Source organism: Enterobacter cloacae complex sp. EB5 (genome assembly GCF_031432835.1).
In the GTDB taxonomy this organism is placed as follows: Bacteria; Pseudomonadota; Gammaproteobacteria; order Enterobacterales; family Enterobacteriaceae; genus Enterobacter; species Enterobacter hormaechei_C.
On sequence record NZ_CP133860.1, the window covers coordinates 4151578 to 4165226 of the forward strand.

Below are 13649 nucleotides of genomic sequence, written 5' to 3' on the forward strand. Positions count from 1 at the left end.
GTTCGCCGCAAACTGCGGGGCCTAAGCAAACGCTATCCAGGCGGTGTATTAAAGAGCGCGATGCAACGTCTGGAACAGGGTGACGTTGTCACCGAAACTCAGTCTGCGCCAGAATGGCCTGCTGTAGGGGGGAGGTGTTCATCCCGCGTGCTACAAAACCATGCAGCCAAACCGGCGCTTGCTCAAGCACCTGACGGGCGGCGGTTTCGGTGTCAAATTCAGCAAAGACACAGGCCCCTGTACCGGTCAGGCGCGACGGCGCGTATTCTAACAGCCAGGAAAGCACCGCATCAACCTCGCGAAAACGTTTTCTTGCGATATCCTCGCAATCGTTGCTGAATTCACAATTTAATAACGTTTTTATTGACCGTACCGGGGTATTTCTTTTCAGGTCAGGATCTTTAAAGATGACCGGGGTAGGAATGCTCACGCCAGGGTGAACGATCAGATACCATTTTTCCGGCGGATCGACCGGCGTGAGGATTTCACCGACACCTTCAGCGAATGCCGCGTGGCCGCGCACAAACACCGGTACATCGGCGCCCAGCGTCAATCCTAACGCTGCCAGTTCGTCCGTCGTCAGACCGCAGCCCCAGAGGTGGTTAAGCGCCACCAGTACAGTTGCGGCGTTTGATGAGCCGCCGCCAAGACCGCCGCCCATCGGCAGGCGTTTGTCGATACGGATATCCGCACCGCTTCCCGCTGGCAGACGACCCGACGTCGACGCCGTGTTCATCAGCAGGCGAGCAGCGCGCACGATCAGGTTATCGTCATGCGCCACGCCGTCGACCGGCGTCAGCAGGCAAATCTGCCCGTCCTGACGCGGTTCGATGGAGATGGTGTCGCCGTAATCGACAAACTGAAACAGGGTTTGCAGGGTGTGATAGCCGTCAGCGCGCTGCCCGGTAATGTAGAGAAACAGGTTCAGTTTTGCGGGAGAGGGCCAGTGGGTCATCATTTAACGATCCAGTTGTCCATTTTCAGCTTGATACGCTGGCTACCCTGCGTCAGCTCCATATTGGACGGCAGCGACGGTTGCGTCTTGCTGTCATACGCGCTGTACACCACTTTCCAGGTTTTACCGCCCTGGGTGTAGTTCACCTGGCTCAGACGGTATTGATCGTCGAGCGTATAGTCGGTTGCGTCACCCGGCAGGCCAAGGATCCACTGACGCAGACTATTGAGCGGAATCGGCATTCCGGTCAGCTTGCCAATCATCTCTTCGGCGTCGGTTGCCGTGTAGTGCTGGCCTTTGTTATCGGTGATCTGCGCTTCGCCAGGCTTCGCGTTAAGCTCCAGCTCGGTGCTGCCCAGCGGGTTCAGCAGCAGCAGGCGATAGTTGTCCTGACCCGTTTGTTGCCAGAAGAAGCGAGCGTAAACTTTTTGTTCGTCAGAGAGATAAGCAAATGCACCGCGGGTCTGATACTGGCTTAATTTCAGCACGTCCTGCTGGTGCTGACGCCACTGCGGTGAGTCAGGGCTTTTGCCCGGGCCTTTCGGCTGATGAACGGAACAGGCGGTCAGAACCAGGGCCGCCAGAGGCAGCAGGCGAATCATTCGGGTCATAATGATGACAAATCCTTGAGATACGTTGCAGTTATAACTGTTAATGCTAGCGTTGAAGGGTGCCACCGTCTACGTTCAAATTATCTCAAAGCGTGGCGTAAGCTATTACTCCGAAAGGGGGCAGTCTCTTTTATTGATCTCGCGCATCCTGTATGATGCGTCCTGCTAACCTTATTAACGCTGGTACTACTCCCGCTCAACATGACCCTATTAGCACTCGGTATTAACCACAAAACGGCCCCGGTTTCACTGCGAGAACGCGTTACGTTTTCGCCGGATACGCTCGACCTGGCGCTGGACAGCCTGCTTGCACAGCCGATGGTGCAGGGTGGCGTGGTGCTGTCGACGTGCAACCGTACCGAGCTGTATTTGAGCGTAGAAGAGCAGGACAACCTGCACGAGGCGCTGATCCGCTGGCTATGTGACTACCACAACCTCAACGAAGAAGAGCTGCGCAACAGTCTGTACTGGCATCAGGATAACGATGCGGTCAGCCATCTGATGCGCGTGGCCAGCGGTCTGGATTCGCTGGTGCTGGGCGAGCCGCAGATCCTCGGCCAGGTGAAAAAAGCCTTCGCGGATTCCCAGAAAGGGCATCTGAAAGCCAGCGAACTGGAGCGAATGTTCCAGAAGTCATTCTCCGTGGCGAAGCGTGTGCGAACCGAAACCGACATTGGCGCCAGTGCGGTTTCGGTTGCTTTCGCGGCCTGTACCCTTGCCCGTCAAATTTTTGAATCCCTGTCGACCGTCACCGTACTGCTGGTGGGAGCGGGCGAAACCATCGAGCTGGTGGCGCGCCATCTTCGCGAACACAAGGTGAAGAAGATGATCATCGCCAACCGCACCCGCGAACGTGCGCAGGTGCTGGCAGATGAAGTGGGCGCAGAGGTGATTGCGCTGAGCGACATCGATGAACGTCTGAAAGAGGCGGACATTATTATCAGTTCTACCGCCAGCCCGCTGCCGATTATCGGGAAAGGGATGGTCGAGCGTGCGCTGAAATCCCGCCGCAATCAGCCGATGCTGCTGGTGGATATCGCCGTTCCGCGTGATGTCGAACCGGAAGTGGGCAAACTGGCGAACGCCTACCTGTACAGCGTGGATGACCTGCAAAGCATCATTTCGCACAACCTTGCCCAGCGTAAGGCGGCGGCTGTGCAGGCGGAAACCATCGTTGAACAGGAAACCAGCGAATTTATGGCCTGGCTGCGCGCGCAAAGCGTCAGCGAGACTATCCGCGAGTACCGCGGTCAGGCGGAGCAGGTGCGTGATGACCTGACGGCCAAAGCGCTGGCGGCCCTTGAGCAGGGCGGCGACGCGCAGGCGATTATGCAGGATCTGGCCTGGAAACTGACCAACCGCCTGATCCATGCCCCAACCAAATCTCTTCAGCAGGCTGCCCGTGACGGGGACGATGAACGCCTGACAATTCTGCGCAACAGCCTCGGGCTGGAATAGCGCCCTATACCCATTTTCTAAGACAAGGTGCATTTACGCCTATGAAGCCTTCTATCGTCGCTAAACTGGAAGCTCTGCACGAGCGCCATGAAGAAGTCCAGGCGCTGCTCGGCGATGCCGGGATCATTGCCGACCAGGAACGTTTTCGCGCGCTGTCGCGTGAATACGCGCAGTTAAGTGATGTTTCAAAATGCTTTACCGACTGGCGACAGGTCCAGGAAGATATCGAAACCGCGCAGATGATGCTTGACGATCCTGAGATGCGCGAGATGGCGCAGGAAGAGTTGCAGGACGCGAAAGCGCGTTCAGAAGAGATGGAGCAGCAGCTTCAGGTGCTTCTGCTGCCGAAAGATCCGGACGATGAGCGTAACGCCTTTGTGGAAGTCCGCGCCGGTACCGGCGGCGACGAAGCGGCGCTGTTCGCCGGGGATCTGTTCCGTATGTACAGTCGTTATGCCGAATCCCGTCGCTGGCGCGTGGAGATCATGAGCGCCAACGAAGGCGAGCATGGCGGCTACAAAGAAGTTATCGCCAAGATCAGCGGCGACGGCGTGTATGGTCGTCTCAAGTTTGAATCCGGCGGTCACCGCGTGCAGCGCGTGCCTGCGACAGAATCACAGGGACGCATTCATACGTCAGCCTGTACAGTGGCGGTGATGCCGGAGCTGCCAGAAGCGGAACTGCCGGATATCAACCCGGCGGATCTGCGCATCGACACCTTCCGCTCTTCAGGGGCAGGTGGTCAGCACGTTAACACCACCGACTCCGCTATCCGTATTACTCACCTGCCCACCGGGATTGTGGTTGAGTGTCAGGATGAACGTTCCCAGCACAAGAACAAGGCTAAAGCGCTATCCGTGCTGGGCGCCCGTATCCACGCGGCTGAAATGGCGAAACGCCAGCAGGCGGAAGCCTCTACCCGCCGTAACCTGCTGGGCAGCGGCGATCGTAGCGACCGTAACCGTACCTATAACTTCCCGCAGGGTCGCGTAACCGACCATCGCATCAACCTGACGCTCTACCGTCTGGATGAGGCGATGGAAGGCAAGCTCGATATGCTGATTGAGCCTATCGTGCAGGAATACCAGGCCGACCAGCTGGCGGCACTGTCCGAGCAGGATTAATGGATTTTCAGCGCTGGTTACGCCATGCCGCCAGTGAGCTTTCTGCAAGTGAAAGCCCGAAGCGCGACGCCGAAATTCTGCTTGAGCATGTGACGGGTAAAGCCCGCACGTATCTGCTGGCTTTCGGCGAAACCGCGCTAACCGCTGAACAGCTATCGCAGCTGGAGACGCTGCTTGCCCGCCGTAAAACCGGCGAGCCGGTGGCGCATCTGGTTGGCGAACGCGAGTTCTGGTCACTTCCGCTGTACGTCTCAGCGGCCACGCTGATCCCGCGCCCGGACACCGAGTGTCTGGTGGAGCAGGCGCTGGCGCGGTTACCAGCGCAGCCGTGTCAGATCCTCGATCTCGGTACCGGCACCGGCGCGATTGCGCTGGCGCTTGCCAGCGAGCGGCCGGACTGCACCGTGACGGCGGTAGACGTGATGCCGGATGCGGTCGCCCTCGCGCGGCGCAACGTTAAACGGCTGGGGCTGAACAATGTTTCCGTTCTGCAAAGCAGCTGGTTTGCTGCGCTTGAAAGCCGCATGTTCGAAATGATTGTCAGCAATCCGCCCTACATCGACGAAGACGATCCGCATCTCGCGCAGGGCGACGTGCGTTTTGAACCGTTGACCGCGCTGGTCGCTGCGAATGAGGGACTTGCGGATCTCGATCACATTGTGACAACGTCACGACAACATTTGCTTCCCGGTGGCTGGCTGCTGGTGGAACATGGCTGGACGCAGGGAGAGGCGGTGCGAGCGCTGTTTACGCGTGCCGGATACGCTGCCGTGGAAACCTGCCGGGATTACGGCGGCAATGAACGTCTGACGCTGGGGCAGTGGTCATGAGCCTGTTTACGCTGCTGATCTCCGTTCACCTGGTTTCCGTTGCCCTGACCATCGGCTTTTTCATTGCCCGCTACTGGTGGCGCTACAGCAACAATCCGCTGATTAACGCCCGCTGGGTACGCATCGCCCCGCACTGTATCGATACGGTGCTGTTCCTTTCCGGAGCCGGGTTAATGTGGAAAACCGGCTATCTGCCATTTACTGATAAAGGCGCATGGCTGACTGAAAAGCTGTTTGGCGTTATCATCTACATCGTTTTGGGTTTTATCGCGCTTGGGCGTCATCGTCCGCGCAGCCAGCAGACAGGGTTTATCGCCTTTTTGCTGGGTCTGGTGGTGCTGTACATCATCATTAAACTCGCCACCACAAGAATACCGTTACTGGGGTAAGTCATGAGGTCCTTAGCCGATTTCGAATTTAACAAAGTGCCGCTCTGCGATGGTATGATCCTGATTTCAGAGATGATCCGCGACGATTTTACGTCACAGTACGTTTACGCTGAACTGGAGAATCTGGTCAGCCTGGCGCGCGAAGAGATCAATCAGGCACGTCCGCAGGACTGGCAATTAGAGAAGCTAATTGAGCTTTTCTACGGCGAATGGGGTTTCTGCGACACGCGAGGCGTGTACCGCCTGTCTGACGCACTGTGGCTGGACCAGGTGTTGAAAAATCGTCAGGGCAGTGCCGTCGCGTTGGGCGCCATTTTACTGTGGGTTGCGCACGAGCTGGATATTCCACTGGTGCCGGTCATTTTCCCGACGCAGATGATTTTGCGGGCGGAGTGGCTGGACGGTGAGATGTGGTTAATCAATCCGTTTAACGGCGACACGCTGGATGAGCATACGCTGGACGTCTGGCTGAAAGGCAACATCAGCCCGATAGCTGAGCTGTTCAATGAAGATCTTGATGAAGCCGATAACGCCGAAGTGATCCGCAAGCTCCTGGATACGCTGAAGTCTGCGCTGATGGAAGAGCGTCAGATGGAGCTGGCCCTGCGCGCAAGCGAAGTGCTGTTGCAGTTCAATCCGGAAGATCCGTACGAAATCCGCGACCGCGGCCTGATTTATGCGCAGCTCGACTGCGAGCACGTGGCGCTGAATGATTTGAATTATTTCGTCGAGCAATGTCCGGAAGACCCGATCAGCGAGATGATCCGAGCGCAGATCAACGCGATCGCGCATAAACACATTACACTGCATTAATCTTAATTCCGATTCACACCTGAATAAGGCGATCCTATGAAACAAAAAGTGGTTAGCATTGGTGATATCAACGTGGCAAACGACCTGCCGTTCGTGCTGTTTGGCGGTATGAACGTGCTGGAATCCCGCGATCTCGCTATGCGCATCTGCGAACACTACGTGACCGTGACCCAAAAGCTGGGCATCCCGTACGTGTTTAAAGCCTCTTTTGACAAAGCCAACCGCTCCTCCATTCACTCCTACCGTGGCCCGGGCCTGGAAGAGGGGATGAAGATTTTCCAGGAGCTGAAACAGACGTTTGGCGTGAAAGTGATCACCGACGTGCACGAAGCGTCTCAGGCACAGCCCGTGGCTGATGTGGTAGACGTGATTCAGCTTCCGGCGTTCCTCGCTCGCCAGACTGACCTGGTAGAAGCGATGGCGAAAACCGGTGCCGTGATTAACGTGAAAAAACCGCAGTTCGTGAGCCCAGGCCAGATGGGTAACATCGTCGACAAGTTTATCGAAGGCGGTAACGACCAGGTGATCCTGTGCGACCGTGGTTCAAACTTCGGTTATGACAACCTGGTTGTGGATATGCTGGGCTTCACCGTGATGAAGAACGTCTCTAACCAGTCTCCGGTGATTTTCGACGTTACCCACTCCCTGCAATGCCGCGATCCGTTTGGCGCCGCATCTGGCGGGCGCCGTGCGCAGGTGACCGAACTGGCCCGCGCCGGTATGGCAACCGGCCTGGCGGGTCTGTTCATTGAAGCGCACCCGGATCCGGCTAACGCGAAATGCGACGGTCCATCCGCGCTGCCGTTGGATAAGCTGGAGCCGTTCCTGAAACAGATCAAAGCGATTGACGATCTGGTGAAGAGCTTCGACGAGCTGGATACCAGCAACTAATAAAAAAACCCGCTTCGGCGGGTTTTTTTATGGGGCATATTGCCGGGTGGCGCTGCGCTGACCCGGCCTACAAAACCCGTAGGCCCTGCAAGCGAAGCGCCGCTGGGCAAAAAGGCTACGCAAATATCGTCATCAGATACGCAATAAACAGCGCCATATGCGCCGCGCCGTTCAGCACATTGGTGCGGCCGGTGGAGAAGGAAATCTGGCACAGCAGCAAGGATGCCACCATCACAATCATCTCTGGCGCACCCAGCGCAAACTGCAATTCATTCCCCGTCATAAATGCAATCAGCGTCACCACCGGAACGGTAAGAGAGATGGTCGCCAGAACGGAGCCGAAGAACAGATTCATCGCCCGCTGCACCTGATTATTGAGCACCGCTTTCAGCGCTCCCAGGCCTTCTGGCGACAGAATCAACAGGGCCACCAGGAAACCGGTAAAGGCGACCGGCGCGTTCAGTTCAGTTAACAGCGCCTCCAGCGGGTTCGCATTCATCTTGGTGACCGCAATAACGGCAATCAGATGCACGATCAGCCAAACCGTGTGCCACGCGCTGCTGTGGGCCGACGGCTTACCGTGATGCGGGTCATCGTCGTCGCCGTCGTCTTCATGCTCGTAAACAAACAGGCTCTGGTGCGTTTTGGTCTGGATCAGCAGGAACACGCCGTACATCGCCGCGGAAATCAGCGCCACCAGCAGCGCCTGGCCGGTGGTGAAATTGGCGCCCGGCAGCGCCATCGGGAAGACCAGCACAATAATTGCCAGCGGGAACAGGGCGATCAGGTACTGTTTAATGCCAAAGAGGTTCATGTACTGGGTGGCAAATTTGCGACCACCTAATAAAAGTGAAAAACCGACCAGGCCGCCGGTGACAATCATAATGATGGAGTAGAGCGTATCGCGCATTAGCGTTGGCGCGGCGTCGCCGGTAGCCATTAATGCGGAAATGAGACTGACCTCAAGAATCACAACCGAAAGGCTTAAAATTAATGACCCATACGGCTCGCCAAGACGGTGGGCTAAAACATCCGCATGGCGTACCACACTAAATGCACTGGTTAAAATACCCACCAGAGCCAGAATATTGATCCCCACAACCACTGGCAATGACTGACTGCTTCCCCAGAAGAGCAGCACAGCCAGTGCCAGAACCGGGAAAATGAGAGAGGTCTCCTTGTGGCGGGTTTTTACCGCCTCGTGTGTTGCTGTCATGTGTTTCTCCAACAGTGCAGGTGCTTGTAATTATAGATAGATTTTGAGGGTATTAATTTAACAGAAATTTGTTAAATACCCTGTGTTTTTTACTTAATTTTACCCTTTCTGATAATTTTTATGTCTGAGGCTTATAATGACTTATCTCCATGAAATAATTGTTTAATAACAATGCGTTGTATTTTTAAATTGTTCACTTCTCCCTGTCGGGTGGCACGCTGGCGTATCGTCGTCCACACTTATCTTTTAGCCAAAAGAGAGGTTAACGATGCCATACAAATCGAAAAGCGAATTACCGGAGAACGTGCAAAACGTATTGCCTGCCCACGCCCAGGATATCTACAAAGAAGCCTTTAACAGCGCCTGGGATCAGTACAAAGATAAAGAAGATCGCCGGGACGATGCCAGCCGTGAAGAGACGGCGCATAAGGTGGCCTGGGCCGCCGTGAAAAATGACTATGAGAAAGGGGACGATGATAAATGGCACAAAAAGAAATAGCCGTCGAATAATACGCTACCTCCATTTTGACATTTCAGGCGGTTGACCTGCCGCTGTATTGCATCTGGCCCGCGAATTGCTTATCGTTGCTCAACTGCTGTTAAAATGAACAGCACAGAATGCCGGGAAGGCGCATTAAAGATGTCGCAAGGAAGCATGCAGTGGCGGAGGTGGAATGTGTTAACGCGTGATTTCTTGATGAAGGCAGATTGTAAGACGGCATTTGGTGCTATTGAGGAATCGCTTCTGTGGTCGGCTGAACAACGTGCGGCGTCGCTTGCGGCAACGCTGGCCTGCCGCCCGGATGATGGCCCGGTCTGGATCTTTGGTTACGGCTCGCTGATGTGGAACCCGGCGCTCGAATTTGTTGAATCGGCAACCGGAACGCTGCCTGGCTGGCACCGCGCCTTCTGTTTGCGCCTGACCGCCGGACGCGGCAGCGCGTGTCAGCCTGGACGCATGCTTGCACTAAAAGAGGGCGGGCGCACCACGGGCGTGGCATACCGGCTGCCGGATACCACGCTGGAAGATGAGCTGACGCTGCTGTGGAAGCGCGAGATGATCACCGGCTGCTATATGCCCAGCTGGTGCAAGCTGGAACTGGATGACGGGCGCACCGTCAACGCGCTGGTGTTCATTATGGATCCGCGCCATCCGCTGTATGAAGCCGACACCCGAACCCAGGTGATTGCCCCGCTGATTGCCGCCGCCAGTGGACCGCTGGGCACTAACACCCAGTACCTTTTCTCGCTCGATCAGGAGCTGACGCGTCTCGGTATGCAGGACGACTGTCTGAGTGAGCTGGTGGTGAAGGTGAAAGCGCTGCTGGAAGGGAACCCGCTCAGCAATACGCTGCGACCGGGTTTTGCCTGATAATACGCCCGGCTGGCCGGGCGTTTACGGTTATGCCGCCACGTAACTGACGGAATGTTCGAGCGACTGGCTGTGGCTGTCGATCAGCACATCCCAGGTGCCGGTGTAAGGCACCGTCAGCCAGGCCTTATCGTCCTGGACAGTAAGGATATCTGCCTGCGATTGCTTCTGTCCTTTTGTACTCATCAGATGGATGCGGCAACGCTCTGAGCAACGCACCACTACCGTATCCCCGCCAAACAGTTTCAGACTTGTTTTAACTCGTGCCATTTTATACCCCGTCGTTTTTGCCCATCCCGAGCGTGATGTTGTTCACAATTTACTCGTTTCATAACACCAAAGGGGCAGGGGTGGGATGCTGATTTCGATCAAAAAATGGCGCAACGATTAAACAAAAATGACAAAATCCCTGAAACCTTTCAGCGGACGCGCGTTTTCCCTGCTTAACGCGCGTCCGGGAAAAATTATATGCGGAAATGGCCTGCGGTCTCAGCAAGGTCGCCCGCCTGGCTTTGCAGGGCGCTGGCTGCCGCAGCAGACTGTACAACAAGCTCGGCGTTCTGCTGCACCATGCGATCCAGATGCGTCACCGCGTGGTTAATCTCATGGATCCCTTTCATCTGCTCCCGGGTGGCAATGGATATTTCACGCATAATGCCAGACACGCTCCCGACGCTGGCGCGGATCTCATCCATGCTGTCGCCCGCAAGGTGCACAAACCGGGAGCCGGTTGCAACGCTTTCGGTAGTGGAGTCAATAAGGGATTTGATCTCTTTCGCTGCCTGAGCGCTGCGGCTGGCCAGGTTACGTACTTCCCCCGCAACGACCGCGAACCCACGGCCTTGTTCCCCGGCACGCGCCGCTTCCACCGAGGCGTTAAGCGCCAGGATATTGGTCTGGAAGGCGATGCCGTCAATGACGCTGGTGATATCGCCGATTTTCGCGGAAGCTAGTTCGATGGACTGCATGGTGCTGATGGCCTGAGCGACGACGTCGCCTCCACGGGATGCGGCGGCAGAGGCCTTGCTCGCCTGTTCATTCGCTTCTGCTGCCGACTCGTTTGACTGCGTGACGGAGGCCGTGATCTCTTCCACGGCGCTGGCGGTTTCGCGAAGGCTTGATGCCGCCTGCTCGGTACGCCCGGAAAGATCCTGATTACCCGCCGCGATCTCATGCGCGGCGTTTTTCACTGAGGCGCTGGCATCACGCAGCTGGACCATCACCACAGAAAGCTTATCGCTAAAGGCGTTAAATGCCTGCGCGATTTGCGCCACTTCATCGCCCCCCTTATCCGGCAGACGCTGCGACAGATCGTTAGTACCGTTGGCAATGCTGTTCATCGCGTCACGGATACCGGACAGCCGCTTAAGCAGGCGGGCAATCAGGAGATGCATGAGGGCACCGCTCAGCAGGGCGAGGATCGCCAGAGACAGTGCAGATGCTTTAAGCAATGACCGCATCCCGGCGGTGGCATCGCCATTATCAAGCGCCACAACCAGCAGCCAGTGCGTCCCCGGTACGGCGGTGGCCAGGAACGTTTTTTCACGTCCGTTAAACGTTCCGTCAACCAGGTTGCCGCTTTTCAGGGCGGCAAAATCGGTCCCTTTGATCGTCTCCGTAAAAGGCTTAAGCGTCAGCGCAGGATCGCTTCCGGCAATAACGGTGCCGTTGCTGTCCAGAAGCAGTCCGCTGCTGGCCGGGGTCGGGTGAATACCGCGCACGTTAGCTACCACGCTGTCCATCGCCACATCGCCCGCCACCACCGCTTTCAGGGCGCCTTGCTCTTTAACCGGTACCGCGAACGTCACCACCAGTTTCCCGGTGCCCGCGTCCACATAGGGTGCAGTCACTACCGGACCATCAGCGCTGACGGCCTGCTGATACCACGGGCGAAGGGTGGGATCGTAATCAGCGGGTACCCCGGTTGGGTCAGAAAATTTAGCCGTTTTGCTGGCATAACCCACGTAGACGTTGGTGAATCCACCCGCCAGCGCAAGCTGTTTAAACACCGGAACCGGATCGTCGCTGAGCGCGACTGGCTGCGCCGAGGTGATGACGGTCATTTTGCTGTTCACCCAGTCGGCAATCGCCATGTTGTGGCTGGCGCTGGTGCTGGTCAGAATATCGCGCTGCGACTGCTGGTTATCCTGGCGCGTGACCTGAAAGTTAATAATGGTATTAAGAAGAAGGGCGACGACCAGACAGCCTGTCGTCGCGGCAATGATGCGGGCGCGAATGGATCTGAACATAAGTGTAATACCTGCTGTGTTGTTTCCATGCCTATCGGCAACGGCGCAGGTAAACTTGATGCTGAAACCGCGTCCATAAGAAAATAATATTTTTCGCGGGTTATTATTAAAAAGTTAATACTTTATCGGCGGAAAGCGTCCATTCAGCCAGCTCGACCAGCGTGCCAATTTCCACACCATCAATCAGCGGCAGCCCGGTAATGCCGCGCCCGTCGGTACAGGTTTTGCACAGTTTGACCGGAACGTTTTGCGCGGTCAGAATCTCCAGCATTTGTTGAATGTTGTAGCCCTCTGCGGGTTTTTGCCCCTTCAGCCCGGCCGTGACGGCGTCGGACATCAAAAAGAGGCGCAGCTCCAGCTCACTCTCCTTATCGCGCAGCGCGATTGCCAGGCGCAGGCTGTTAAAAAGGGATTCCTGCCATAGGCCGCACCGTTGGCGACGATCACAATCTTCTGCATGTTGACTCCTGTTCTTTGAAAAGGCACGAATATTGCTTCTCGTACCGAAGAATACGTATCGGGGAGAGAAACGATGACGATAGTGGCTGGCAGTTCCCATGGCGCAACCGAATGGTTCCAGCGTGCGAGAATGTTGCGCGAGGAACAGCTCGGCAGACTGGCGCAGCTGGGCGCACTGGTGAACGGCATCAGTCGACTGGTGCATATGCTACAGTGCGAGCGCGGTGCGTCAAATGTCTGGCTCTGCTCGCAGGGCAAATTGTACGCGCCTGAATGCAAGGCCAGCAGGGCCCTGGTGGATGAAAACCTTGCTGTATTGCACCGGCTGTTTAACGAACCGCTGCCGGGCAGCGCCCTCTGCGAACGCATTGCCAGCGCACTGCACGGCCTTGAGACGCTGACGGCGCTGCGTGATGGCGTTACAGGTCAGCGCGTCACCGCGCCGCAGGCGATGGAACACTACAGCCGCATACTGCGTCATCTGCTTAGTATCGTGCCTCAACTCAGCGACAGCATTGACGATCCGCACATCGCGGGCCGATTTGTGGCCCTTTACAGCCTGATGCAGGGCAAAGAACTTGTGGGACAAGAGCGGGCGCTGGGGGCTATTGGTTTCACCCAGGGATTCTTTGACGATGAAACCCGCCAGCGGCTGGTGGATCGCATTGATGGCCAGCAGGCCTGCTTTGAGGTTTTTATCTCCCATTGCACTCCAGACGTGCAGGAGTCATTTACCCTCAACTGCCTGCCGGATCTGGAGACTGAAAAACTCAGGCGTGAAGCGTGCACCCGTCAGCCTCCGGCAGATAACGGCGATACCGCCCTCAAATGGTTTGCCCTGCAAACCGCGCGCCTTGAGCACCTGCGCACGCTGGAAGAGGTGGCAATTGCCGATCTGATGACGGCAGTTGAGGAGCGTCGCTATAGCGAAAACCTGTACGCAGATGATGAGCACGACGATATCCTGGCGCGATTTCCGGATAAACCGCTGCTGCCGCTGGTGCGCCAGCAGGCGCGTGAAATTGAGCAACTCTCCCGTCAGCTTGCTTCCCTGCGCGACACGCTGGAGGAGCGTAAGACCATCGACAAAGCCAAAAGCGTGCTGATGACGCACCAGAACATGAGCGAGGAGCAGGCGTGGAGTGCGCTGCGCAAAATGGCGATGGATAAAAACCAACGCATGGTGGATATCGCCCGTGCGCTGCTCACGGTGAAAAATCTGTGGAAGATACCCCCTGGGGAGTAGTTGCACAGTCAGTGGGCAATTTATGCCTGATTGAGG

14 protein-coding genes and 1 pseudogene are annotated in these 13649 nt (G+C 56.5%); 9 read left to right on the plus strand and 6 right to left on the minus strand.

Going from position 1 to position 13649, the window contains the following annotated elements; genetic code table 11:
• Positions 1–88: 88 nt before the first annotated feature.
• Positions 89–958, minus strand: a complete 870-nt coding sequence (ispE, locus tag RHN82_RS19995) for a 4-(cytidine 5'-diphospho)-2-C-methyl-D-erythritol kinase (protein WP_047051592.1) — start codon at positions 956–958, stop codon at positions 89–91.
• Positions 955–1566, minus strand: a complete 612-nt coding sequence (lolB, locus tag RHN82_RS20000; protein WP_003856665.1) for a lipoprotein insertase outer membrane protein LolB — start codon at positions 1564–1566, stop codon at positions 955–957. Before lolB ends, ispE begins: the two co-directional genes overlap by 4 nt.
• 201 nt (positions 1567–1767) lie before the next feature.
• On the opposite strand from lolB, the gene hemA reads away from it, so the two are divergent.
• Genes hemA through kdsA form a run of 6 tightly spaced genes read left to right on the plus strand, consistent with a single transcriptional unit; the run spans position 1768 to position 7071 of the window.
• Positions 1768–3024, plus strand: coding sequence for a glutamyl-tRNA reductase (hemA, locus tag RHN82_RS20005; RefSeq protein ID WP_003856666.1), 1257 nt, complete (start codon positions 1768–1770; stop codon positions 3022–3024).
• 41 nt (positions 3025–3065) lie between these two features.
• Positions 3066–4148 carry a peptide chain release factor 1 gene (gene prfA / locus RHN82_RS20010; RefSeq protein WP_023296764.1) on the plus strand — a complete coding sequence of 361 codons (1083 nt, stop codon included), beginning with the start codon at positions 3066–3068 and terminating at the stop codon, positions 4146–4148.
• The gene (gene prmC, locus RHN82_RS20015) at positions 4148–4978 is read left to right on the plus strand and encodes a peptide chain release factor N(5)-glutamine methyltransferase (protein ID WP_047051591.1); all 831 of its coding nucleotides are present in this window, start codon (positions 4148–4150) and stop codon (positions 4976–4978) included. Before prfA ends, prmC begins: the two co-directional genes overlap by 1 nt.
• On the plus strand, positions 4975–5367 hold the full coding sequence (gene sirB2, locus RHN82_RS20020; protein ID WP_017384257.1) for an invasion regulator SirB2: 393 nt from the start codon (positions 4975–4977) through the stop codon (positions 5365–5367). The genes prmC and sirB2 overlap by 4 nt, the downstream gene beginning before the upstream one ends.
• 3 nt (positions 5368–5370) lie before the next feature.
• Complete coding sequence (gene sirB1 / locus RHN82_RS20025) at positions 5371–6180, plus strand: invasion regulator SirB1 (protein ID WP_006810913.1); 810 nt, start codon at positions 5371–5373, stop codon at positions 6178–6180.
• 36 nt (positions 6181–6216) lie between these two features.
• Complete coding sequence (gene kdsA / locus RHN82_RS20030; RefSeq protein WP_032653866.1) at positions 6217–7071, plus strand: 3-deoxy-8-phosphooctulonate synthase; 855 nt, start codon at positions 6217–6219, stop codon at positions 7069–7071.
• 115 nt (positions 7072–7186) lie between these two features.
• Here the strand turns inward: kdsA and chaA are convergent, their stop codons facing one another.
• Entirely contained in the window at positions 7187–8287 is a 1101-nt protein-coding gene (gene chaA, locus RHN82_RS20035) for a sodium-potassium/proton antiporter ChaA (protein ID WP_003856672.1), read from the minus strand.
• 268 nt (positions 8288–8555) lie between these two features.
• Here chaA and chaB point away from each other — a divergent pair, with 268 nt between their 5' ends.
• Together chaB and RHN82_RS20045 are read left to right on the plus strand one after the other, a co-directional pair.
• On the plus strand, positions 8556–8786 hold the full coding sequence (chaB, locus tag RHN82_RS20040) for a putative cation transport regulator ChaB (protein ID WP_048982011.1): 231 nt from the start codon (positions 8556–8558) through the stop codon (positions 8784–8786).
• A gap of 177 nt (positions 8787–8963) precedes the next feature.
• Complete coding sequence (locus RHN82_RS20045; protein ID WP_047051589.1) at positions 8964–9659, plus strand: gamma-glutamylcyclotransferase; 696 nt, start codon at positions 8964–8966, stop codon at positions 9657–9659.
• A gap of 30 nt (positions 9660–9689) precedes the next feature.
• Here the strand turns inward: RHN82_RS20045 and RHN82_RS20050 are convergent, their stop codons facing one another.
• From RHN82_RS20050 to RHN82_RS20060, 3 genes and pseudogenes are all read right to left on the minus strand, one after another.
• A complete protein-coding gene (locus RHN82_RS20050; protein ID WP_015570352.1) occupies positions 9690–9929 on the minus strand; it encodes a hypothetical protein in 240 nt (79 codons plus the stop codon).
• A 194-nt stretch (positions 9930–10123) separates the two neighbouring features.
• Positions 10124–11908 carry a methyl-accepting chemotaxis protein gene (locus RHN82_RS20055; RefSeq protein WP_047051588.1) on the minus strand — a complete coding sequence of 595 codons (1785 nt, stop codon included), beginning with the start codon at positions 11906–11908 and terminating at the stop codon, positions 10124–10126.
• Positions 11909–12014: 106 nt separating this feature from the next.
• Positions 12015–12367, minus strand: a pseudogene (locus RHN82_RS20060) (DsrE/DsrF/TusD sulfur relay family protein).
• 73 nt (positions 12368–12440) lie between these two features.
• Between RHN82_RS20060 and nasR the strand changes: the two are divergent.
• Complete coding sequence (nasR, locus tag RHN82_RS20065) at positions 12441–13613, plus strand: nitrate regulatory protein NasR (RefSeq protein ID WP_047051587.1); 1173 nt, start codon at positions 12441–12443, stop codon at positions 13611–13613.
• The last annotated feature ends 36 nt before the right edge of the window (positions 13614–13649 follow it).